This window comes from uncultured Roseobacter sp., from assembly GCF_947493125.1.
Taxonomy (GTDB): Bacteria; Pseudomonadota; Alphaproteobacteria; order Rhodobacterales; family Rhodobacteraceae; genus Roseobacter.
The window spans coordinates 423,826-446,538 of the sequence record NZ_CANLQB010000001.1 but is presented as its reverse complement, the minus strand read 5'-3'; the positions used below and the strand labels follow the sequence as shown (position 1 = coordinate 446,538).

Sequence of the window (22,713 nt, the reverse complement as noted above, 5' to 3'; positions counted from 1 at the left end):
GGGCTCAGCCTTTTTCAAACATATCCGCGACCAGCCGGTCCAGCGCGCGCACGCCCCAGCCCGTGGCCCCCTTGGGCGCCAGCTTGCTGGGGGACTTGAGCGAGGCCACCCCGGCGATGTCCAGATGGATCCAGGGCATGTCCTCCTTGATGAATCGCTGCAGGAACTGGGCGGCGGTGATCGAGCCGCCGGGCCGCCCGCCGATGTTCTTCATATCCGCGATGGGCGATTTCAGCATGTCGTCATAGGCCTGCCCCAGCGGCATGCGCCAGGCGCCCTCCGCCTCGGCGTCCGCCGCCTTCAGGAAGGCGTTGCAGAGCGTGTCGTCATTGGAAAAGACACCTGCGTTCTCATGCCCGAGCCCGATAATGATGGCCCCGGTCAGCGTCGCGAGATCAATCACACCGGCGGGCTCGAACCGCTCCTGCGCATACCACATCACGTCGCAGAGCACGAGACGCCCCTCCGCATCGGTGTTGAGGATCTCGACCGTGTCGCCCTTCATGGATTTCACCACATCGCCGGGCCGGATCGCGGTGCCCGAGGGCATGTTCTCCACCAGCCCGACGAGGCCCACCACATTGGCCTTGGCCTTGCGCAGCGCCAGTGCCCGCATCACGCCGGCCACGGTGCCCGCACCGCCCATATCCATGGTCATGTCTTCCATGCCCGCCGCCGGCTTCAGACTGATCCCGCCGGTGTCGAAAACCACCCCCTTGCCGACAAGCGCCAGCGGTGCCGCGTCGTCCGCACCGCCGTCCCACTGCATGACAACCACCTTGGACGGGCTCGCAGAGCCCTGCCCGACCGCCAGCAGTGTACGCAGCCCCAACTCTTCCAGCTTGTCCTCTTCCAGCACCTCGACCTTCAGCCCCAGCGCGGTCATCTCCGTAAGCCGGTCGGCGAACGTGGTGGTGGTCAGGATATTCGCCGGTTCATTGACCAGATCGCGGGCCATGAATGTTCCGTCAGCCACCGCCAGCAAGGGCGCGACCGCCTCCTCGACCGCCGCGGGATCGTTCGCCATGACCTCGATGGCCCCCTCCGGCACCTCGCCGGAGGTCTTGTGATCCCGGAAGGAATAGTCGCGCAGCACAGCACCCTGCACAACCCAGGCCGCCCGGCGCAGCGCACCGGCGACAAGCAACAGATCCGCCTTGCCGCGCTTCTGTCCAAGCAGAGCGCCCGCATGGCGCGCAGGGATCTCCGCGGCATTGCGCGCGAGGCAGATCACATCGACCGCCTCCGCCGCCATCCCCGCCGGATAGGCCAGGGTCAGGCTGTCGCCCTCCTTGAACCCGGCCTCGACCCGCGCCTCCAGCGCCCGCTTCAGCGCCCCCTTGCAAAGCCGGTTGACCCGGCGCCCCGCCACATCGAGACGCCCCGCAGCGTCGACGATCAGGCCGATCCGCCCCGCGTGATCCCCCAGACGGTCGATATCGGTTTCGCTGAAGGTGACGGCAGTGGGCGTGGTCATGAGAAGAGCCTTTCCAAATGGGGTGTCCCCCCGACCTAGCGCGCTCCTTGCCCAAAGACCAGATAGCAGTTTTACAGCCCCGCAGTTTGGTCTATCGTCGCTCATAACAAAGCAGGCAAAAACCGAAGGGGGACCCGGTGCGCAAGATCGACAGATATATGCTGTCGCAACTGCTGGTGCTGTTTGGGTTTTTCTCCCTCGTCCTCGTCGCCGTCTTCTGGATCAACCAGGCCGTCGTGCTCTTCGACCGGCTGATCGGCGACGGCCAGTCGGCCCTGGTGTTTCTGGAGTTCACCGCGCTTGGCCTGCCCAAGCTGGTGACCACGATCCTGCCGATCTCCGCCTTTGCCGCCGCGGTCTATGTCACCAACCGCATGAACAACGAAAGCGAGCTCACGGTGATGCAGGCGACGGGCTCCGGCCCATACCGGCTGGCCCGGCCCGTCCTGGTCTTCGGCATGATCGTCTTCCTGATGGCCTCGATGCTGCACCACATCCTGCTGCCCCTCGCCTTGCAGCAACTCAACGAGCGCGAGACCGAGATCTCGCAGAACGCCACCTCGCGGCTGCTGACCGAAGGCACCTTCCTGCATCCCTCCCAGGCGGTGACCTTTTATGCGCGCGAAATCACCGAGGACGGCGTGCTCCGCGACGTCTTCCTGTCGGACCGGCGCAAGCCCGAAGAGGGCGTGATCTACAACGCCGCCGAAGCCTACCTGCTGCGCAATCAGAACATCACGACGCTGATCATGCTGGACGGGATGGCGCAGCGGCTCAGCACCGAGACCAACCGCCTCTCAACCGCCAAGTTCCGGGACTTCTCCTTCGACATCAGCGCGCTGGTCCGCAACGATGCCTCCCAGGTGCAGCGGGCGCAGAACATCACGACATGGCGCCTCATGACCCCCTGGGACCCCCTCGCCAAAGAGGCCCGCCAGCGGATCGGTGACATCGCCGAGGAGTTCCACACCCGCTTCGCCGAGCCGCTGTTCTGCGTGGTGGCGGCGATGATCGGCTTCACCACCCTGCTGGTGGGCGGTTATTCGCGCTTCGGCGTCTGGCGCGAGGTCGTCGTGGCCTTCGGGCTCTTGCTGATGATCGACGGCCTGGGGTCCACATTTCAAAATCCGGTGCGGGGCGACGCGCGCCTGTGGCCGCTGCTCTACCTGCCAACCGTGATCGGCGCGCTGCTCTCTGTCGGCATGCTGTGGTACGTCGCCCGCCCCCGCAGGCGCCGCCGCCGCACACAGCCCGCCGGGGAGGCCACGGCATGATCCTGCATGTCTACTTCGCCCGGCGCTTTCTGACGAGCTTCCTCGTTCTGACCCTCGTGCTGTTCTCACTCGTCGCGCTCATCGACCTGGTGGATCAGGCGGGCGATTTCAGCGATCTCGATGTCAGCTTCGGGCGCATCGTGGGGCTGACCCTGCTCAAGGCGCCCGAGACGGTGAACGAGATCCTGCCGCTGATCATGATCCTGGCTACGATCGTGCTGTTCGTGGGGCTCGCCCGCTCCTCCGAACTGGTGGCAACACGCGCCGCGGGCCGCTCGGCCCTGCGCGCCCTGATCGCGCCCGTGGTCGTCGCACTGATCATCGGAGGGCTTGCGGTCACCATGCTCAACCCCATCGTGGCCGGCACCTCCAAACGCTACAGCGAGCTCTCCGAAAGCTACCGCACGGGCGGCGCCTCTACCCTGTCGATCTCCGGCGAAGGGCTCTGGCTGCGCCAGGGCGGCGCCGATGGGCAGACGGTGATCCGCGCCTGGCGGTCGAACGCCGACGCCTCGACGCTCTACGATGTGACCTTCCTCTCCTACGCGCCCGGTGGCGGCCCCGTACAGCGGATCGCTGCCGAAAGTGCCACGCTCGAGGCAGGCGGATGGGTGCTGAGCAACGTCAAGCTCTGGCCGCTGCAGGCCGGCACCAACGCCGAGGCCAACGCGGAGTATCACACCGAATACACCATCCCCACGACGCTCACCCTCGACCGCATTCGCGACAGTTTCGGACGGCCCAGCGCGATCTCGATCTGGAGCCTTCCCGAATTCATCGCGCAACTCGATCAGGCCGGGTTTTCCTCGCGCCAGCACCGCGTCTGGTTCCAATCGGAACTTGCCCGCCCGCTGTTCCTGATGTCCATGGTTCTTGTTGCGAGCGCCTTCACCATGCGGCATACCCGCTTCGGGGGCACCGGGATATCGGTGCTCGCGGCGGTGCTTTTGGGGTTTGGATTGTATTTCATTCGTAGCTTTGCGCAGATCCTGGGTGAAAACGGCCAGATCCCCATCTACCTTGCGGCCTGGGCCCCTCCGGTCGCCGCGGTGCTGCTGGCCCTGGGCCTGCTGCTGCATGCCGAGGACGGCTGACACGTGAGACCCCTGCTGCGCGCCCTCCTGTTTCTGATCTGGCCCCTGGGCCTGCTCACCCCCGCCCTGACCGCCGCACAGGATGACGCCTCCGCCCCGGCGGTGCTGATTGCCGATGAGCTCTTCATCGCCAATGATCGAGAGCTGATCGCCCGCGGCAATGTGGAGGCCTTCCAGGGCACCACGCGGATCACCGCCTCCGAGATCCGCTATGACCGCAGCACCGGCGCGCTCACGATCACGGGCCCGATCACCATGGAAGACGGTGAGGGGATCACCGTGCTGGCCTCCGCGGCCGAGCTCGACGGCACGCTGCGCACCGGCCTGCTGCGCGGCGCGCGCATGGTGCTGAACCAGCAGCTGCAGCTTGCCGCGGTACAGATCCAGCGGGTCAACGGCCGCTACAGCCAGCTCTACAAGACCGCCGTCACCTCCTGCCAGATCTGCGAGGACGGCAGCCCGCCGCTTTGGCAGATCCGGGCCAGGCGGGTCGTGCACGACAAAGAGGAGCGCCAGCTTTACTTCGACGGCGCACAGTTCCTGATCCGCAACATTCCGGTCTTCTACATTCCGCAATTGCGACTGCCGGACCCGACCGTGGACCGTGCCACCGGCTTTCTCTTTCCAAGCTTCCGGCAGAACACGGAATTCGGCTTCGGGATCAAGATCCCCTATTTCATCAATATCGCGCCCGACCGCGACCTCACGGTGACGCCCTACATCGCGCCGGGCACCCGCACGCTGGAGCTGCGCTACCGGCAGGCCTTCCGCACGGGTCGCATCGAATTCAACGGCGCCATCTCCCGCGACGACGAGCGCCCCGGCGACACCCGCGGCTACGTCTTTGCCGACGGCAGTTTCGATCTGGAGAATGACTTCAAGCTGACCTTCGACATCGAGGTCACAACAGACGACTCCTACCTCACGCAATACGACTATTCCGGGAAGGACCGGCTCGACAGCGCCATCACCATCAGCCGGGCGCGGCGCGATGAATACATCTCCGGCGGGCTCATCGCCTTCAAGTCCCTGCGCGAGGAAGATGTGAACGCGGAATTGCCCACGCTGGTGGCCGACGGCATCTATGAAGCGCGCTATTTCCCCCAACGCCTCGGCGGTGAATTGCGGCTGGCGCTGAATGCGCACAGCCACTACCGTTATTCCGATGACGATATCCTGGGCCGCGACGTTTCGCGCGCCAGCGCCGAGGCGGACTGGCTGCGCAGCTGGACGCTCGGCGCCGGGCTCCGGGCCGATGTGACGCTCGGGCTGACCACGGATCTCTTCAACGTGACGCAGGACAGTTCGGTCCCGCAGACCCAGTCCCAGATCAGCCCGCGCGGCGCTGTCGCCCTGCGCTACCCGATGGTGCGCAGCGGTGCGGGCGGAGTGACCCAGTTTCTCGAACCGATTTTCCAGGTCGGATGGGTCGGCGGCGACCAGATCGACGTGCCCAACGAAGAGAGCACCCGCGTCGAATTCGATGGCGGCAACCTCACCTCGCTCTCGCGCTTTCCCGAGCCCGACAGGCGCGAGCGTGGGCGCACCATCGCGCTCGGCGTCAACTGGGCCAGGTTCGACCCGGACGGTTTTGACACCTCGCTCACGCTGGGCCAGGTGCTGCGGCAGGATGCCGACCCCGCCTTCACCGAAACCTCCGGACTGGGCGGCACCGCCTCCGACTATCTGGTCGCAGGGCAGATCAGCGGGCAGAACGGGCTCACGCTCACCGCCCGCACGCTGTTTGACGAGGATTTCGATTTCGCCAAAGCCGAGATCCGCGGAGATTACTTCGGGCAGCGCACCACCCTCGGCGGCAGCTACCTGTGGCTGCAAAGCGACCCGGGAGAAGACCGCGACCAGAGCATCGCCGAAATCGCCGTCGACGGCTCCTACCGCGTCGACAAACACTGGACCGCCAACGCCGACTGGCGCTATGACATCTCCATCAGCCGCGCATCGACCGCCGGCGTCGGCGTCACCTATCAGAATGAATGCGTCTCGGTCGGCTTCTCCATCGACCGGCGCTACTCCACCTCCTCAAGCCTTGAACCCTCAACCACTTTGGGCTTAACCATCGGACTGCGGGGCTTCTCGGCCCGCAAGGGTACCGAGACCTACACAAGAACATGCGGGTAGATCAAAGATGACAGCAGTGAGCAGACTGAAAACCATCCTCGCCCTGGCCGCAGGGCTGGCCTTCGCGGCACCGGCCCTGGCGCAGGGGCTGTTCGACCCGGTGGTCTTCGTCAACGACGACGTGGTCACAGAATACGAGATCGAGCAACGCACCGCCTTCCTGCGGCTGCTGAACTCCCCCGGGTCCGGTCGCGCCGATGTCATCGAAACGCTGGTGAACGAGCGGCTTCAGTCCCAGGCCGTCGCCGCGTCCGGCTTCGAACTCAGCCCCGAAGGCCTGCAGCAGGGCATGGAGGAATTCGCTGGCCGGGCCAATCTCAGCGCGGAGGAATTCATATCGCGGCTCTCCGAAGGGGGCGTGGCCGAAGAAACCTTCCGCGACTTCGTCGAGGTGGGCGTCGCCTGGCGCGACCTGATCCGGGCACGTTTTGGCGCACGGGTCCAGGTCAGCGAGGCGGAGATCGACCGCGCTTTGGGGTCGACCGGCGGCACCACCGGCATCCGCGTCCTGGTCTCCGAAATCATCATCCCCGCCCCGCCCGAACGGCGGGCGGCGGTCGAGGAGCTTGCGCAGGAGATCGCCACCAGCCAGTCCACCGAGGAATTTTCCAACTACGCCCGTGAATACTCCGCCACGGCCACGCGCGAGGCCGGAGGCCGTCTGCCCTGGCAGGAGCTGACCAACCTGCCGCCTGTGCTGCGTCCGATCCTGCTGTCGCTGGCGCCGGGCGAGGTGACCGATCCGCTGCCGATCCCGAACGCCATCGCGCTGTTCCAGCTGCGCGATATTCAGGAGACCGGCGCGCCCACACGGAGCTTCGCCGCCATCGAATACGCCGCCTACTACATCCCCGGCGGACGCTCGCCGGCTGGCCTTGCCGCAGCGGCGCGGGTGCGCGCCGAAGTCGATGTCTGCGATGATCTCTACGGCATCGCCCAGGGCCAGCCCGAAGAGGTGCTGGAGCGCGGCAGCAAGGCCCCCGGCGACATCCCGCAGGACATCGCCCTTGAGCTCAGCAAGCTCGATCCGGGCGAAGTCTCCACCGCGCTCACCCGCGCCAACGGCGAAACCCTGGTGTTTCTGATGCTCTGCGGGCGCACCGCCGAGGTAAATCAGGATGTGGCGCGCGTGGACGTGGCCAACTCCCTGCGCTCCGCCCGGATCAACGCCTATGCGGACAGCCTGCTCGACCAGCTGCGTGCCGACGCCCGTATCGTCACGCCATGAGCGCCCGGCCCGCGCCGGTCGTCATCAGCTGCGGCGAACCGGCAGGGATCGGCCCTGAGATCGCCGCCCGCGCCTGGGCCCACTTGAAAGAGACCGTGCCCATGGTCTGGATGGGCGATCCGCGGCACCTGCCGGACGGCACGCCGCATGAGGTCATCGACCACCCCGACGCCGCGCACGCCTGGTCCGCCCGCGCGCTGCCGGTGCTGGCCCACGCCTTTCCCGGCCCCGCAACGCCCGGCACGCCAAACCCCGCCCATGCGCAGGGGGTGATCGACGTGATCGCCGCCTGCGTTGATCTCGTTGAGACCGGCGCGGCCAGCGCGCTCTGCACCGCGCCCCTTCACAAGCAGGCGCTGATCGAGGGCGCGGGCTTTGCCTACCCCGGCCATACCGAATACCTCGCGGCCCTCGCAGGCGGCGGGCGGCGCGCCGTGATGATGCTCGCCTCCGACCAGTTGCGCGTGGTGCCCGCCACCATCCACATTGCGCTCAAGGAGGTGCCGGCAACACTCACGCCGGCGCTGCTGCGTGAGACCATCGAGATCACCGCCCGCGACCTGACGGATCGCTTCGGCATCCCCGCACCGCGCATCGCCGTCGCCGGGCTCAACCCGCATGCGGGCGAAGGCGGCACCATGGGCCGGGAGGAGCGGGACTGGATCACAGAACTGCTCACAGAGATGCGCCGCGAGGGGGTCGCCGTGACGGGCCCGCTGCCGGCGGACACCATGTTTCACGCCGCCGCCCGGCGCCGCTATGACGCGGCGGTGGCCATGTATCACGATCAGGCCCTGATCCCGATCAAGACGCTCGACTTCGACCGCGGCGTCAATGTGACCCTTGGCCTGCCGTTCATCCGCACCTCCCCCGATCACGGCACCGCCTTCGACATCGCAGGCACCGGCACGGCGAACCCCACCAGCATGATCGAGGCGATCAAGCTCGCGGCACGGATGGCCAGCCGGTGACGCCTCCGGCGGGCATATTCGGGGAACACTGAAGATGGGTACCATCGACAGCCTCCCCCCCCTGCGCGAGGTCATCCGCACCCATGATCTGCAGGCGCGCAAATCGCTGGGGCAGAACTTCCTGCTCGATCTCAACCTCACCGCCAAGATCGCGCGCGCTGCCGGCGATCTGACCGCATGTGACGTGCTGGAAATCGGCCCGGGCCCGGGCGGGCTCACACGCGGGCTGCTGGCCGAAGGGGCGCGCCACGTGCTCGCCATCGAAAAGGACCGGCGCTGCGGGCCTGCGCTGGCCGAGATCGCCGCCGCCTACCCCGGTCGCCTCACCGTGCTGGAGGGTGACGCGCTGGAGATCGACCCGGCGGCGCATCTCACGCCCCCCATCCGCGTGGCGGCCAACCTGCCCTACAACGTGGGCACCGAACTGCTGGTGCGCTGGCTCACGCCGCCCGCCTGGCCGCCGTTCTGGCAAAGCCTCACACTGATGTTCCAGCGTGAGGTGGCCGAGCGGATCGTGGCCCAGCCCGGCAGCAAGGCCTATGGCCGCCTCGCGATTCTGGCGCAATGGCGCGCCGAGGCGCGGATTGCGATGCAACTGCCGCCCGAGGCCTTCACCCCGCCGCCCAAAGTCTCCAGCAGCGTCGTGCATCTCACAGCCCTGCCCGAACCCCGGTTTCCCGCAGAGGCGGATGTGCTGAGCCGCGTCGTTGCCGCCGCCTTCAACCAGCGCCGCAAGATGCTTCGCGCCGCGCTGAAAGGCGTCGCACCCGATATCGAGGACCGGCTGATCGCCGCCGGACTGAAACCCACCGACCGGGCCGAGCAGATTTCTCTGGAGGGGTTCTGCGCGCTCGCCCGCGCTGTGGCCCAGACATGAAAAACCCCGCCGCAGCGGGGTCATCCGGTCTCTATTCCGCCGCCTTCGGCGCGTCGTCACCGCCCGGCTGGTCGGCCTCCGATTTTTCCGGTTTCGGTCGCGGCTTGCGGCGCGGGGCGCGCTTGGGCTTGGGCTGGCTCTCCGGGGTCTCGACCAGGTTGCTCTCGCCATCCTGCTCCCCCACATCCGGCTGGGGTTGCGCGCCCTTGTCGACCGCCTGATTGGCCTCGCGCTCCTGGCGTTCGGCGCGCTCGCGATCCCGCTCGGCCTGGCGTTCGCGGTTCTGCCGCTCCTGCTCTTCCCGGCGCGCCTCGATCTCACGCTGCGCCTCCGAGAGCAGGCGCGTGTAATGCTCCGCGTGCTGCTGGAAGTTTTCCGCCGCGACCCGATCGTTGCTCAGCTGCGCGTCGCGGGCGAGCTGGTTGTACTTCTCGATGATCTGCTGCGGGGTCCCGCGCACCTTGCCCTCGGGGCCGGAGCTGTCGAACACGCGGTTGACGACATTCCCACCCTGATTGCCTTGTGACCGGTTACGGTTGCCCTTGGAGCGGGACCGGGATCTCGATGATTTCATGAAGCTCGCTCAGCCTTCGTGCTGTGGATCGTATGGCCGGATACGCGATGTCAGGTTGGGGTATCCGGCGTGTCGACATGTTGGGCTTAACGCCGCGCGGGGCCGCCTTGGACAGGCATCCTCCGCTGCAACATCTTTGAATAAGCACGCGGCCCGCCTTGTCGCAAGGGGTAAGAGTGACTTTTACACAGATTTGTGGTTTTTTCCTGCGTTTTCAGACCATATCACCCCGGTTTCGCGGCGGAAACCACCCGGTCACGCCCGCCAAGATCGGGGAGAATCGCCACCTCCGCCCAGCCTTGCGCGCGGAAGATCGCCGTGACGTCCTGCCCCTGCTGCCAGCCGATCTCAACCAGAACGCGACCCGCCGCGCTCAGGTACCCTTGTGATTGTGCCGCGATGACGCGGTAGGCCGACAAACCGTCCTGCTCATCGGTCAGGGCAAGGCGCGGTTCATGGTCCCGCAACTCGGGCTGGACCGCGCCCATTTCCTCCGCCGCGAGGTAAGGGGGGTTCGCCACGATGAGGTCATAGCGCCCCTCGACGGCCTCGAACCAGTCCGATTGCAGGATGCGGGCGCGGTCGGCCACATCGTGGCGCGCGGCATTGGCGCTTGCATGCAGGCAGGCGGCCTCCGACAGATCCACACCAACGCCCCGCGCCTGCGGTCGTTCGGCCAGCAGCGTCACCAGAATACACCCCGAGCCAGTCCCGAGATCCAGAACCTGGTCAAAGGGCTCCGACAGCGCCGCCTCGACCAGCGCCTCGGTTTCGGGGCGCGGGTCGAGCACATCGCGGCTGATCTCGAAGGACCGGCCATAGAACTCCCGCGCACCGATCAGCTGGGAGACCGGCACCCGCACGGCGCGCAAGGCAACCAGATTGTCATAGCGCTCCGCGATCTCCGGCGCGATGTCTTCCGGCGCGATCAGCGTCACCCGCGCTGCGTCCACCTTGGCCGCATGGGCGAGCAGCACCCGCGCATCCCGCGCCGGGTCGGGCACACCCGCCGCGCGCAGCCGCGCCATGGCGGCCACCATCGCTTCGGCGGCGGTCACGTGCCCAGCCCTTCCTGGCCCATCTCCGCCATCAGCCGCGCCTGCGCATCGGCGGTCAGCGCGTCCACGATCTCATCCAAATCCCCCTGCATCACCGCATCGAGGCGGTAGAGCGTGAGGTTGATCCGATGATCCGTCATCCGCCCCTGCGGGAAGTTATAGGTCCGTATGCGCTCGGACCGGTCGCCCGAGCCCACCTGCGCTGCCCGATCCGCCGAGCGTTCACTGTCCACCCGGCTGCGCTCCAGATCATAGAGCCGCGCCTTCAACACCTGCATCGCGATCTCACGGTTGCGGTGCTGCGATTTCTCCGAACTCGTCACCACGAGGCCCGTCGGCAAATGGGTGATCCGCACCGCCGAGTCGGTGGTGTTCACATGCTGCCCGCCCGCGCCGGAGGAGCGCATGGTGTCGATGCGCAGATCATTCGCGTCAATCTGGATGTCCACATCCTCGGCTTCCGGCAGCACCGCCACCGTCGCCGCCGAGGTATGAATGCGCCCGCCGCTCTCGGTGCTCGGCACCCGCTGCACCCGGTGCACCCCGCTTTCGAATTTCAGCCGTGCAAAGACGTCCTGGCCCTTGATATGGGCCACCATCTCCTTCACCCCACCCAGCTCGGTCTCCTGCAGCTCGATGATGTCAAACGTCCACCCCTTGCCCTCGGCATAGCGCTGATACATGCGCATCAGGTCCCCGGCAAAGAGCGCCGCCTCATCGCCCCCCGTCCCGGGCCGGATCTCCAGCATCGCCGGCTTCGCATCCGCCTTGTCCCGCGGCAACAGCGCCAGCTGCAGCGCCGCCTCCGCCTCGGGCAGCGCCTGTTTCAGCCGCGGCAATTCCTCCTCGGCCAGCGCCGCCATATCCGGGTCGGCCAGCATCTCCCGCGCCTCGTCCAGATCGCTCAGCAGCCGCTGATAGGCCGTGATCTGTTCCACCACGGGCCGCAGGTCGGAATACTCCTTCGCCAGCGCCGCAATATCCGCCGACGCATCGCCTGCCGCCATGGCGGCCTCCAGATACTCGAACCGTGCTGTAATTTGATGCAATTGCTGAACAGGGATCATTCTGCGTCTGTCCAATATTGAAAGGCTTTGGTCAAGGCCCGCAGCCATGCTAAAGTATCGCGATGAAACGACTAAGCCTGCTTCTGATCTGCACCGCCCTGCCCGGCCTCGCCGATGTCACCAGCCCCAGCGGCAAGACGGTCGAGTGCTACTGTACCGATAAATCCGGGGGCCGCATCGAACTCGGTCAGACCATCTGCCTGCAAGTGGACGGGCGGATGTTCATGGCCCAATGTCAGATGTCGCTGAATGTCCCGATGTGGCGCGAAGTGCAAGAAGGCTGCCTGTCGTCGTCACTGGACGGCGGCGATCACGCCTTCCAGTCGTTTGCGGTTGACGCCCAGATCTGACGCTCCGAACCGCAGCCGCGCAAACATCCGGATCTCGCCATCCCGCAGCTCCACCGTCGTCATATCCGGAAATCCGAAGACCGCCGAGCGCGTCACATAGGTGATATGCCCCTCCGTAACCGATCCCGCCAGCACCTGCGTGCGCGGCAGGGCCCGCATCACCTGATCCACGGCCTGCAGGGTCCCCTCCTCCGCCGGGATCACCCGCACCGCACCGCCTGCCAGATCGGAGGTCTCCCCCCGCTCCACCGGCTGATGCCAGCGCGCCGGATCAATGGGCGCCAGCCGCACATAGGCCATCGCCGCAACGATCACCCCGATCAGAGCCCAAAGCACCATGCGTTTCACCCTTCCGAAAATACTCCCGCCGGAGGCGTTCATACCCTCACCGATACGCAACGCCCGGCAGGACGCACAACAGCTCAAAGAGGATATTCGCCCCCACCAGCGCGGTGTTGCCACTCGTATCATAAGGCGGCGAGACCTCGACCAGATCGCAGCCCACGATATTGAGCCCCTTCAGCGCCCGGATGAGTTCCATCGCCTGCGGCGTGGTCAGCCCGCCGATCTCCGGCGTGCCGGTGCCGGGCGCAAAGGCCGGGTCCAGGCTGTCGATGTCGAAACTCACATAGGTGGCCTGATCCGGGCCGATATCCCGCCGCACCTCGCCGCCGAGCGTGGACAGGCTCCGGTGCCACAACTCCTGCGCCGGGAACTGCTGAAAGCCCCAGCCCTGCGCCTCGGTGAAATCCGACGCGGTATAGCCGGTGCCGCGCAGCCCGATCTGATAGGTCTTCTCAGGGACGATCAGACCCTCTTCATAGGCGCGCCGGAACACCGTGCCATGGGTCTCCTTCTCGCCGAACATCTCGTCATTCACATCCGCATGCGCATCCACATGCACCAGCGCCACGGGCCCGAACCGTTTGTGCATCGCCCGCAGGATCGGCAGCGTGATCGCATGATCGCCGCCAATCGCCATCGGCATCGCATCGTAGTTCAGGACCGCCTCATAGCTCTCCTGGATGATCCGCAGACTGTCGGCGAGCGAAAACGTGTTGATCGCCAGATCGCCGATATCCGCCACCTGCAGGCTGTCGAAGGGCGCGGCCCCGGTGCCCATGTGGTACGGCCGGATCATCGCGCTCTGGCTGCGCACCTCCTTCGGCCCGAACCGCGTGCCCGACCGCCACGAGGTGCCAATGTCCATCGGAATGCCCAGCACCGCCACGTCCAACCCCTTGAGGTCATTCACAAAAGGCAGGCGCATAAAGCTGCCCGGCCCGGAAAACCGCGCGAGGTCATTGCCGCTGATCGGTTGGTTCTTCTGTCTGCTCATGCCTTGCCTTCTTCGCGCATCCGCCAGCCAAGCAGACACAGAATGTCCGTCGCCACATGCGCCCCCGCGATAGCTGTCGCTCCGGTTGTATCAAAGGGCGGCGAGACCTCAACCACATCGCCGCCGCGAATGTTGATCCCCGCCAGATCGCGCAGCATCGCCGCCGCCTGCGCGCTTGTCAGCCCACCCCAGACCGGCGTGCCCGTGCCCGGCGCATAGGCCGGGTCGAGCGCGTCAATATCAAAGGTCAGGTAACAGGGCCGATCCCCGAGGATGCCCTTGATCTTCTCGACCACCGCTGCGGGCCCGATCTCATGCACCTCCGGTGCGTCGATGATGTTCACGCCCAGCGTCTCCGCATTGGTCGTACGTATCCCCACCTGAACGGAAGTCGCCGGGTCCACGATGCCGGACTTCACCGCCTTGTAGAACATCGTGCCGTGGTCCACGCGCGCGAAATCATCATCCGCCCAGGTGTCCGTATGCGCATCGAACTGCAGCAGGCTCATCGGCCCAAACCGCTCCGCATAGGCCTTCAGGATCGGAAAGCTGATATAGTGATCGCCGCCCAGCACCATGCTCGCCGCCCCCGCCTCCAGTATGCCGCGAATATGCGCGGTCAGCGCCTCGGGGAAGGCCGGGATATTGGCATAGTCGAAGGCCAGATCGCCGTAATCCACCACCACGCGCTCGCTCAACACGTCGAAGGGCCAGCCATAGGGCGGATCGGGCGCCTGCAGCGTCGAGGCTTCGCGGATCGCCCGGGGGCCCAGCCGGGTGCCGGGGCGGTTGGTCACCGCCTGATCGAAGGGCACACCGGTCACAGCGATATCGACGCCCGCCAGGTCCTTGGTATAGCGCCGCCGCAGAAACGAGACCGCCCCCCCGAAGGTCAGCTCGAAGCTCGGCCCGCGCGGGTCCTCGCGCGTAAACGCATGATCCATCTGGGTCTTGGCGTCTTCCAGTGCCACGGGTCAGGCGCTCACCGGCTGCGCGCGCTCCACCAGCCGCGCAAAAAACGACGCCCCAATCGGCGCAATCTCATCGTTGAAATTATACTTCGGATGATGCACGCCCGCACTGTCCCCCTGCCCCAGCATCAGATACGCCCCAGGCCGGGCCTCCAGCATGTAGGAGAAATCCTCCGCGCCCATCACCGGGTCGATGTCGGGGTTCACCCCAGCTTCTCCGGCCACCTCGTCGGCCACTTCCGCTGCAAAGGCCGCCTGATCGGCATGGTTCACCGTCGGCGGATAGCCGTAGTCGATCTTGAGCTCCGCAGTCACCCCAAAGCTCAGCGCATGGCCATCCACGATCTCCTGCATCCGCTTCACCACAAGCGCCTGCACCTCCTTGCTGAACGTGCGGATCGTGCCGTTGATATAGGCCGTCTCCGGGATCACATTGTCCGTCGTGCCGGTATGAATCTGCGTCGCGGAGATCACCAGCTGATCCAGCGGGTTGCGGTTGCGGCTCACGATGGTCTGCAGCGCCTGCACCAGCGCACAGGCCGCCACCACCGGGTCCACCGTATCATGGGGCCGCGCCGCGTGCCCGCCCTTCCCGGTGATGCGAATGTGGAATGTATCCGCAGCCGCCATGATCGGGCCCGCGCGCGTGTTGAAACTGCCAAAGACCTTCCCCGGCGCGTTGTGGATCGCATAGACTTGGCTGATATCGAACCGCTCCATGACGCCCTCCTGCACCATGACCTCACCACCCCCGCCGAACTCCTCTGCCGGTTGGAAGATCAGCGCCACGCGGCCTGCAAAATTCCGCGTCTCCGCCAGATACTTCGCCGCCCCCAGCAGCATCGCCGTATGCCCGTCATGGCCACAGGCATGCATTCGGCCCTCATGGGTCGAGGCATAGGCCACCCCCGTCTCCTCGATGATCGGCAGCCCGTCCATATCCGCGCGCAAGCCTATTGTCGGCCCCTCGCCGCGCCCCTCGATGATCGCGACAATGCCCGTCTTGGCAATCCCATCGTGCAGCTCGTCGACCCCGAACTCGCGCAGCCGGTCCGCCACGAAAGCGGCCGTCTTGTGACACTCCAGCCCCAGCTCCGGGATGGTGTGCAGATGCTGCCGCCACGCCGCCATATCCGCACTCATATCGGCAATCCGGTTTACAACGGGCATGGGGTGGACTCCTCGGGTGATTGTTTGTCAGGTGCATGTGACACGACAGAGAGGCACGCTGCAATGGGGGACGACCTGATCCACGACCGGAATGCGGGAATAGAGCGATTGCTCGAAATCATGCGCCGCCTGCGTGACCCCGACACCGGCTGCCCCTGGGATATCGAACAGGATTTCAACAGCATCGCCCCCTACACCATCGAGGAAGCCTATGAGGTTGCCGACGCGATCCAGCGCGGCAATTGGGCGGAATTGGAGAACGAGCTGGGCGATTTGCTGCTGCAAACCGTCTACCACACCGCCATGGGCGAGGAGGCCGGGCATTTCACCTTTCACTCGGTGGTGCAGGCGATCTCCGACAAGATGGTCGCGCGCCACCCGCATGTGTTCGGGGATGAGTCCCGCGAGAAATCCGCCGACCAGCAGACCGCCGATTGGGAGGCGATCAAGGCCGCCGAACGTGCCGGAAAGGCCCAGAAAGGCGCGCTCGACGGCGTCGCCATCGGTCTGCCTGCCCTCCTGCGCGCCGTGAAACTGCAAAAGCGCGCCGCCCGCGTCGGCTTTGATTGGCCTTCGACGACCCAGGTGCTCGACAAGCTGCGCGAGGAGGCCGCCGAGCTGGTCGAGGCGCAGGACACCCTCGGCCCCGACGCCATCGAGGATGAATTCGGCGATCTGCTCTTCGTCATGGCCAACCTCGGGCGCCACCTCGGCGTCGACCCCGAAGCCGCCCTGCGCCGCACCAACGCCAAGTTCACACGGAGATTTGAACAGGTCGAGGCACGTCTGGCGGATCTGGGAAAAACCCCTGCAGACAGCACCTTGGAGGAGATGGACGCGCTCTGGGACGCCATAAAGGCCGAGGAACACGCCTCCGCCTGAGCAGGCCCACGCTCACGGGTTTCTGACCATCTGGACAAATTCTGTGCGACTTGTAAGGTCGCGCTTCAGAATTCCGGAGCTTTCATGTCCCCCCGCAAGATCATCATCGACACCGACCCCGGTCAGGACGACGCGGTCGCCATTCTCCTCGCGCTGGCCAGTCCGGACGAGATCGAGGTGCTCGGCATCACCTGCGTCGCGGGCAACGTCCCGCTGGAGCTGACGTCCAAGAACGCGCGCATCGTCTGCGAGCTCGCAGGCCATCCCGAGGTGAAGGTCTACGCCGGGTGTGACCGCCCAATGGGCCGGGATCTGGTCACCGCCGAACACGTGCATGGCGAGACGGGGCTGAACGGCCCGGTGCTGCCCGACCCGGTGATGCCGCTGCAAGACCAGCACGCCGTCGACTACATCATCGAAACCCTGCGCGCCGCGGCGCCAAAATCCGTCACCCTCTGCCCGCTCGGCCCGCTCACGAATATCGCAACCGCCTTGCAGCGCGCGCCCGAGATTGCCGACGCAGTGCAGGAAATCGTGCTCATGGGCGGCGCTTATTTCGAGGTGGGCAACATCACGCCCACAGCTGAATTCAACATTTATGTCGATCCGCAAGCAGCTGATATCGTGTTTAAATCTGGCATTCCTATTGTCGTGATGTCGCTCGATGTCACGCATAAGGCGCTGGTGACCGCCCCGCGCAACGCGGCCTTCCGCAACATCGGCAACGCCGTCGGCATCGCCGTGGCCGAGATGACCGACTTTTTCGAACGCTTCGACAAGGAAAAGTACAGCTCCGAGGGCGCGCCCCTGCATGACCCCTGCGTGACCGCCTATGTGCTGAACCCCGATCTCTTCGCGGGCCGCCACATCAATGTGGAGATCGAAACCCAATCGGAACTGACCATGGGCATGACCGTGGCCGACTGGTGGCGGGTGACCGACCGCCCGGCCAATGCGCTCTTCATCCAGGACATCGACGCCGACGGGTTCTTTGCGCTTCTGACCGAGCGGCTGGCCCGGCTATGAGCGCCGCCCTCACCCTGGCACAGCCGGAACATGCCGACCGGCTCGATGCGCTCGTCGCGGCCTTTCATGTCGAACACGGCATTGCCCTCTCCGAAGAGGCACGCCGGGCCGGTCTCATGCCGCTGCTCGACGGCTCGCCCCACGGCGCCGCCTACCTGATCGGCCCGCCGCGTGCGCCCATCGGCTATGTGGTTGTGACCTTCGGCTGGTCGGTGGAGTTCGGCGGCCTCGACGGCTTTATCGACGAGATTTACATCCGCCCCGGCGTGCGCGGGCGCGGCATCGCCTCCGAGACCCTGCAAAGCCTGCCCCGCGCGCTGGCCGGGGCCGGTCTGAAGGCGCTGCACCTCGAAGTGAACCGCGGCGACGAGAGCTTGCACAAGCTCTACACCCGCGCAGGGTTCGCGCCCCGGCCCGACTACATGCTGATGACCCGCCGGTTCTAGAGCCTGTCGCGCTCAACCGGACACACCACCGGTTCAAAGGTGCGAGCGAGCCGAAGGCGGAAGACAGCGGTTTTGACACCCGTTCGGCGCGGCGTGCTCCGAGCACTGGCGCGCCGCCCGCCGCGCGCCTATGTAAGGTCCATGAGCTTCACCGCCCCGTTCGAGAACACCTACGCCGCCCTGCCGCCAGGCTTCTACACACGCCTGCACCCGACACCCGTGAAGGCGCCGCAGCTCTTCGCCTATAACCACGGGCTGGCCGAGCTTCTGCGCCTGCCGAAAGCGCCCGAGACCGAGCTTGCCGCGGTGTTCTCGGGCCAAACCGTCCCCGACGGCGCCGCGCCACTGGCCCAGCTCTATGCCGGACACCAGTTTGGCAGCTTCAACCCGCAACTGGGCGACGGGCGCGCGATCCTGCTGGGCGAGACCGTGGGCCGCGACGGCATCCGCCGGGATATCCAGCTCAAGGGCTCCGGCCCCACGCCCTATTCCCGCATGGGCGACGGGCGCGCCTGGCTCGGCCCGGTGCTGCGCGAATATGTGGTCTCCGAAGCCATGCACGCGCTTGGCATCCCCACCACCCGCGCCCTCGCCGCGGTTCTCACCGGCGAAGAGGTCCTGCGCGAAACCGCCCTTCCCGGCGCCGTGCTGACCCGCGTGGCGCAAAGCCATCTGCGCGTCGGCACCTTCCAGGTCTTCGCGCATCGCGGCCAGAAGGCCGAACTCAAACAGCTCACCGATTACGCCATCGCGCGTCACTACCCGGACGCGGACGGTGCGATGGGTCTGCTGCGCGCGGTCTGCGCGAAACAGGCCGATCTGATCGCCGCCTGGATGTCGGTGGGCTTCATCCACGGTGTGATGAACACCGACAACTGCACCATCTCGGGTGAGACCATCGACTATGGGCCCTGCGCCTTCATCGACGACTACCACGCCGACACGGTCTTCAGCTCCATCGACCAGATGGGCCGCTACGCCTACTCCAACCAGCCGCGCATCATCGTCTGGAACATGGCGCAGTTCGCCACCTCCCTGCTGCAACAGCTGGACGACCCCGCCAAGGCAGTGGATGAGGCCACGCAGATCGTGCACGCCATGCCCGCCCAGATCGAAGCCGCCTGGCTGCGGCGCTTTGGTGCCAAGCTCGGCCTGTCGGACCCGCAGCCGGACGACACGCCCCTCATCGAAGACCTGCTGACACTGATGCAAGAGCAAGGGGCCGACTTCACCAATACCTTCGATGCGCTCGCCCGCGGCGACGCGCGCGACCAGTTCGTGGACCGCGACGCCTTCGATACCTGGGCCGCGCGCTGGCACGCACGCCGCGACAGCGAAGACGACCCGCAAACCACCATGCGCAGCGCCTCGCCCCGCATCATCCCGCGCAACCACCGCATCGAAGAGATGATCCAGGCCGCGGTCGCGGGCGACACCGCCCCTTTCACCCGGCTCATGCAGGCGCTGGCTGATCCGTTCCAAACCGGGGAGACCGATCTCATGCGCCCACCAACCACGGCGCAGCGTGTCCCGGCCACCTTCTGCGGCACCTGAACTTCATTCTTCCAAAAATACTCAAGACGCCGCCACCTGCCGCCGGGGCCGCCGGTTGATCAGGTAAATCCCCGCCGCCACCAGCACCAGCGCCACCCAGACCTTCGCGCTCACATCCTCTCCCAGCAGCAGCCAGCCGAGGATCACCGCAAAGACCGGCGAGAGAAAACTGAAGGACGCGACGGAGGAGGCCGGATAAATCGACATCAGCCAGAACCACGCCAGAAACCCGAGGCTCGCAACGGCGATGATCTGGAACAGCATCCCAGCGATGTGAATGGGTTGCAGATCGCGGATGAGATCGCCAAAGGCCAGCGACGCAATCAGCAGAAGCGGCGCCGAGACCACCACCTGGAACATCAGCTGCTGCGCAGGCGGCACGGTGCTCAGCGGCGTGATCTTCACACAAAGCGCAATCCCCGCCCAGCAGACCGCCGAGGTCAGCGCCAGCAAATCACCGGTCAGGCTCGCGGTGCTGTCACTGCGGTCCAGCAGCGCCAACGCCACCCCTCCCATCGCCAGAACCAGACCGATCCCCCGCACGCCCGTCAGCCGATCCGAGGGGATCAGGAAATGGCTCGCGATCGCCAGCCACACCGGCATCGAATAGAAAATCACCGAGGCGCGGCTCACGGTCGTGAAATCCAGCGCTGTGAAGAGACAGGTGAACTCCAGCGCAAAGAGACAGCCCGACAGCACGCCGGCAGGCATCGCCGCGCGCGGCACCTTAAGGCTGATCGCCCGCAGCCGCATCCAGAGGATCAGAACGATCACCGCTCCGGCCGAGCGCACCCCCGCCGCAAAGACCGGGTTGAAGCCACCATTGGTGACCTTGATCACCACCTGATTGAACGCCAGGTGCAGTGCGAAGGCGATCAGCGCCGCCGCCCCAAAGGCATCCATGTGGGTTTTCCGCTCCATGGCGCCACAAAGGGCGTCGGGCCGGAGAATGTCAATTCCCCGGCCCGCGCCATCGGATCCTCAGATCTCCGCCCGTATCAGGCGACGTGCTGACTGCCGCCCGAGGATTTCGGCGCGCCGCCTTGTGCTCCACCCGGCTTGCCGCCGCGCCGCCGTCGGCGCCGGTTGCCACCGGGCTTGGCCCCGTGCGTGTGCGCCTCGGCAGGTTTGCCCGCGCCCGCACCCGCGCCGCGCCCCCGGCCCCGGCCACGCCCGCGGCCCTTCGGCTTGGTGTCCGAGGGCAGATCCATCGCCTCCCATGGACGCCCCGATCCCACCGGGATCGCAACCCCCATGGTCTTCTGAATGGCCTTCAGCTCACCCATCTCATCCGGCGCGCAAAAGGCAATCGCGGCTCCGTCTTTGCCCGCCCGGGCCGTGCGCCCGATCCGGTGCACGTAATTGTCCGGTACATTCGGCAGATCGTAGTTATAGACATGCTTCACGTCCGGGATATCGAGGCCGCGCGCCGCCACATCCGTGGCCACCAGCACCTTGATCTCGCCGGACTTGAAGGCGGCAATCGCCCGATCCCTCTGACCCTGGCTTTTGTTCCCATGGATGGAGCCCGCGGCATAGCCCGCCTTCACCAGCGTCTTCATCAGCTTTTCCGAGCCGTGTTTCGTCCGCCCGAAGACCAGGGCGCGCTCGTCGCGATGCCTGTCCAGCATCTCGATCAACAGACCGGCCTTTTCCGCCTTGGCGATGAAATGCACCTCTTGGGTCACCTTGTCCGCAGCCTTGCCCGGAGGCGAGACTTCCACGCGAATGGGCTTGTTGAGGTAACTCTGCGCCAACTCGTTCATCTGCTTGGGCATGGTCGCGGAAAACAGCATGGTCTGCCGCTCCGTCGGGATCACCGCCGCGATCTTGCGCAGATCGTGGATGAAGCCCATGTCCAGCATCTGATCCGCCTCGTCGAGCACCAGGAACACCGTCTCGTCGAGCCGCACCGCACGCCGGTCCATCAGGTCGAGCAAGCGCCCCGGCGTCGCCACCAGCAGGTCGACGCCCCGCGCCAGCCGGTCGATCTGGCGGTTGATGGACTGGCCGCCCACCACCATCGCCACACGCAGGTTGGTCTTGTCGGCAAAGGCCCGCAGGTTCACGCTGATCTGCGTGGCCAGCTCCCGCGTCGGCGCCAGCACAAGCCCGCGCACGGATTTCGGCGCTGGCCGCCCCTCCAGTTCCAGCATCTGGGCGACCAGCGGCACGCCAAAGGCCGCCGTCTTGCCGGTGCCGGTCTGCGCCAGCCCCATCACGTCGCGCCCGTTCAGCGCATGCGGGATCGCCTGCGTCTGGATCGGGGTCGGGTCGGTCAGACCCATGTCAGTCAGCCGCGCCACCAGGCTCTGTGGCAGGCCCATCATGTCAAAATCGCTCATTCATCTCTTTCATGCGCCACGCCCCCTGGACGCGCGCGATATCTCGTGTCGGAGCCGCACCGGCCCCGTCGTGGAACGCCGCAAGGATCGCAGGCACTGCCTCATGCAGCCGCCCGTCCGCAGCATTTGCGCCCACGCGTGATTTTGGGAACATCAGCGGGCCTGTCGGATGGAACGCGAGGCCACGGGTCTCTGCCCGGGCGCGCTCGGAACTGCTCACGCGGCAGCAGGCTTCGCTTGCGCAGCATGTGTGCCTTTCCGGGCCATAAGTCAACCGCAAAGCTGCAAAAAGGTCGCTGGCAGCAGCGTGCAAATGCCGTTAAACCTGTCGCCCAAAGATCAAGGGACCCCCATGAGCAGCACCATCATTCAGCGCTGCGAGGCCAAGGGCCTGCGGATGACCGGCCAGCGCCGCGTGATCGCGACGGCGTTGGAGAAAAGCGCCGATCACCCCGATGTGGAAGAGCTCTATGCCCGCGCCTCCGCCATCGACACAGGCATTTCGCTGGCGACAGTCTACCGCACGGTGAAGCTCTTCGAAGAGGCCGGCATCCTCGACAAGCTGGAATTCGGCGACGGGCGCGCGCGCTATGAGGACGCCGAGCGCGACCACCACGATCACCTGATCGACATCACCTCAGGCGAGGTCATCGAATTCGTCGACGAAGAGATCGAGGCGCTGCAGGAGCGGATCGCCGAGAAGCTGGGATACGAGCTGCGCGGCCACCGGCTGGAGCTCTACGGGGTGCCACTGAAAAAGCGCTGACCGGCGGATCGGGCACCCCGCAGGTGTTTTCGTCAGATTGTCTGCATTTTCTTGAGCGCGCGGCAATGCCGTTAAGTCGGCCATAAACCTGCTGACGTAGTCTGC

The 22,713-nt window shown here is 66.0% G+C and carries 23 protein-coding genes; 12 read left to right on the top strand and 11 right to left on the bottom strand.

Annotation, left to right across the window (positions count from 1 at the left end; all coding sequences use genetic code 11):
* Positions 1-4 precede the first annotated feature (4 nt).
* Positions 5-1,477 (bottom strand): leucyl aminopeptidase, encoded by a 1,473-nt coding sequence (locus Q1A71_RS02250; protein WP_299671278.1) that lies wholly within the window; start codon positions 1,475-1,477, stop codon positions 5-7.
* 137 nt (positions 1,478-1,614) lie between these two features.
* Here Q1A71_RS02250 and lptF point away from each other — a divergent pair, with 137 nt between their 5' ends.
* The 6 genes from lptF to rsmA are packed head-to-tail and all read left to right on the top strand — an operon-like array spanning position 1,615 to position 9,060.
* Positions 1,615-2,751: an LPS export ABC transporter permease LptF gene (lptF, locus tag Q1A71_RS02245; protein WP_299671275.1), complete on the top strand. Its 1,137-nt coding sequence runs from the start codon at positions 1,615-1,617 to the stop codon at positions 2,749-2,751.
* Positions 2,748-3,845 (top strand): LPS export ABC transporter permease LptG, encoded by a 1,098-nt coding sequence (lptG, locus tag Q1A71_RS02240; protein ID WP_299671272.1) that lies wholly within the window; start codon positions 2,748-2,750, stop codon positions 3,843-3,845. Before lptF ends, lptG begins: the two co-directional genes overlap by 4 nt.
* 3 nt (positions 3,846-3,848) lie before the next feature.
* Entirely contained in the window at positions 3,849-5,984 is a 2,136-nt protein-coding gene (lptD, locus tag Q1A71_RS02235) for an LPS assembly protein LptD (protein ID WP_299671269.1), read from the top strand.
* A gap of 7 nt (positions 5,985-5,991) precedes the next feature.
* On the top strand, positions 5,992-7,212 hold the full coding sequence (locus tag Q1A71_RS02230) for a peptidylprolyl isomerase (protein WP_299671267.1): 1,221 nt from the start codon (positions 5,992-5,994) through the stop codon (positions 7,210-7,212).
* Complete coding sequence (pdxA, locus tag Q1A71_RS02225; protein ID WP_299671264.1) at positions 7,209-8,183, top strand: 4-hydroxythreonine-4-phosphate dehydrogenase PdxA; 975 nt, start codon at positions 7,209-7,211, stop codon at positions 8,181-8,183. Before Q1A71_RS02230 ends, pdxA begins: the two co-directional genes overlap by 4 nt.
* Positions 8,184-8,217: 34 nt before the next feature.
* The gene (gene rsmA / locus Q1A71_RS02220) at positions 8,218-9,060 is read left to right on the top strand and encodes a 16S rRNA (adenine(1518)-N(6)/adenine(1519)-N(6))-dimethyltransferase RsmA (RefSeq protein WP_299671262.1); all 843 of its coding nucleotides are present in this window, start codon (positions 8,218-8,220) and stop codon (positions 9,058-9,060) included.
* A gap of 31 nt (positions 9,061-9,091) precedes the next feature.
* On the opposite strand, the gene Q1A71_RS02215 is transcribed toward rsmA, so the two are convergent.
* From Q1A71_RS02215 to prfA, 3 genes are all read right to left on the bottom strand, one after another.
* Positions 9,092-9,634 carry a DUF4167 domain-containing protein gene (locus Q1A71_RS02215; RefSeq protein WP_299671259.1) on the bottom strand — a complete coding sequence of 181 codons (543 nt, stop codon included), beginning with the start codon at positions 9,632-9,634 and terminating at the stop codon, positions 9,092-9,094.
* Positions 9,635-9,858: 224 nt separating this feature from the next.
* A complete protein-coding gene (gene prmC / locus Q1A71_RS02210) occupies positions 9,859-10,674 on the bottom strand; it encodes a peptide chain release factor N(5)-glutamine methyltransferase (RefSeq protein WP_299671949.1) in 816 nt (271 codons plus the stop codon).
* A 14-nt stretch (positions 10,675-10,688) separates the two neighbouring features.
* On the bottom strand, positions 10,689-11,759 hold the full coding sequence (prfA, locus tag Q1A71_RS02205; RefSeq protein WP_299671255.1) for a peptide chain release factor 1: 1,071 nt from the start codon (positions 11,757-11,759) through the stop codon (positions 10,689-10,691).
* Positions 11,760-11,821: 62 nt separating this feature from the next.
* Between prfA and Q1A71_RS02200 the strand changes: the two genes are divergently transcribed.
* Positions 11,822-12,109, top strand: a complete 288-nt coding sequence (locus Q1A71_RS02200; protein WP_299671253.1) for a hypothetical protein — start codon at positions 11,822-11,824, stop codon at positions 12,107-12,109.
* Here Q1A71_RS02200 and Q1A71_RS02195 read toward each other — a convergent pair.
* From Q1A71_RS02195 to Q1A71_RS02180, 4 genes are read right to left on the bottom strand one after another with little or no spacing between them, the layout of a single operon-like run.
* Positions 12,053-12,448 carry a DUF1499 domain-containing protein gene (locus Q1A71_RS02195; protein WP_299671250.1) on the bottom strand — a complete coding sequence of 132 codons (396 nt, stop codon included), beginning with the start codon at positions 12,446-12,448 and terminating at the stop codon, positions 12,053-12,055. The genes Q1A71_RS02200 and Q1A71_RS02195 overlap by 57 nt on opposite strands.
* 46 nt (positions 12,449-12,494) lie before the next feature.
* A complete protein-coding gene (gene speB / locus Q1A71_RS02190; protein WP_299671247.1) occupies positions 12,495-13,448 on the bottom strand; it encodes an agmatinase in 954 nt (317 codons plus the stop codon).
* Positions 13,445-14,419 (bottom strand): agmatinase, encoded by a 975-nt coding sequence (gene speB, locus Q1A71_RS02185; RefSeq protein ID WP_299671244.1) that lies wholly within the window; start codon positions 14,417-14,419, stop codon positions 13,445-13,447. The genes speB (Q1A71_RS02190) and speB (Q1A71_RS02185) overlap by 4 nt, the downstream gene beginning before the upstream one ends.
* 3 nt (positions 14,420-14,422) lie before the next feature.
* The gene (locus tag Q1A71_RS02180) at positions 14,423-15,589 is read right to left on the bottom strand and encodes a M20 aminoacylase family protein (RefSeq protein WP_299671242.1); all 1,167 of its coding nucleotides are present in this window, start codon (positions 15,587-15,589) and stop codon (positions 14,423-14,425) included.
* Positions 15,590-15,652: 63 nt separating this feature from the next.
* On the opposite strand from Q1A71_RS02180, the gene mazG reads away from it, so the two are divergent.
* The 4 genes from mazG (at position 15,653) to Q1A71_RS02160 (ending at position 19,497) form a co-directional block, all read left to right on the top strand.
* Entirely contained in the window at positions 15,653-16,471 is an 819-nt protein-coding gene (mazG, locus tag Q1A71_RS02175) for a nucleoside triphosphate pyrophosphohydrolase (protein ID WP_299671239.1), read from the top strand.
* An 84-nt stretch (positions 16,472-16,555) separates the two neighbouring features.
* A complete protein-coding gene (locus Q1A71_RS02170; protein WP_299671237.1) occupies positions 16,556-17,497 on the top strand; it encodes a nucleoside hydrolase in 942 nt (313 codons plus the stop codon).
* Positions 17,494-17,943: a GNAT family N-acetyltransferase gene (locus Q1A71_RS02165; RefSeq protein WP_299671234.1), complete on the top strand. Its 450-nt coding sequence runs from the start codon at positions 17,494-17,496 to the stop codon at positions 17,941-17,943. The genes Q1A71_RS02170 and Q1A71_RS02165 overlap by 4 nt, the downstream gene beginning before the upstream one ends.
* A 141-nt stretch (positions 17,944-18,084) precedes the next feature.
* Entirely contained in the window at positions 18,085-19,497 is a 1,413-nt protein-coding gene (locus tag Q1A71_RS02160) for a protein adenylyltransferase SelO (protein WP_299671231.1), read from the top strand.
* Positions 19,498-19,518: 21 nt separating this feature from the next.
* On the opposite strand, the gene Q1A71_RS02155 is transcribed toward Q1A71_RS02160, so the two are convergent.
* The 3 genes from Q1A71_RS02155 to Q1A71_RS02145 all read right to left on the bottom strand — a co-directional run bounded on the left by Q1A71_RS02155 (position 19,519) and on the right by Q1A71_RS02145 (position 22,062).
* Complete coding sequence (locus Q1A71_RS02155) at positions 19,519-20,418, bottom strand: DMT family transporter (protein ID WP_299671229.1); 900 nt, start codon at positions 20,416-20,418, stop codon at positions 19,519-19,521.
* A 77-nt stretch (positions 20,419-20,495) separates the two neighbouring features.
* A complete protein-coding gene (locus tag Q1A71_RS02150) occupies positions 20,496-21,842 on the bottom strand; it encodes a DEAD/DEAH box helicase (protein WP_299671227.1) in 1,347 nt (448 codons plus the stop codon).
* The gene (locus Q1A71_RS02145; protein ID WP_299671225.1) at positions 21,829-22,062 is read right to left on the bottom strand and encodes a hypothetical protein; all 234 of its coding nucleotides are present in this window, start codon (positions 22,060-22,062) and stop codon (positions 21,829-21,831) included. The genes Q1A71_RS02150 and Q1A71_RS02145 overlap by 14 nt, the downstream gene beginning before the upstream one ends.
* Before the next feature lie 132 nt (positions 22,063-22,194).
* Between Q1A71_RS02145 and Q1A71_RS02140 the strand changes: the two genes are divergently transcribed.
* Positions 22,195-22,608, top strand: a complete 414-nt coding sequence (locus Q1A71_RS02140) for a Fur family transcriptional regulator (protein WP_299671223.1) — start codon at positions 22,195-22,197, stop codon at positions 22,606-22,608.
* Positions 22,609-22,713: the final 105 nt, after the last annotated feature.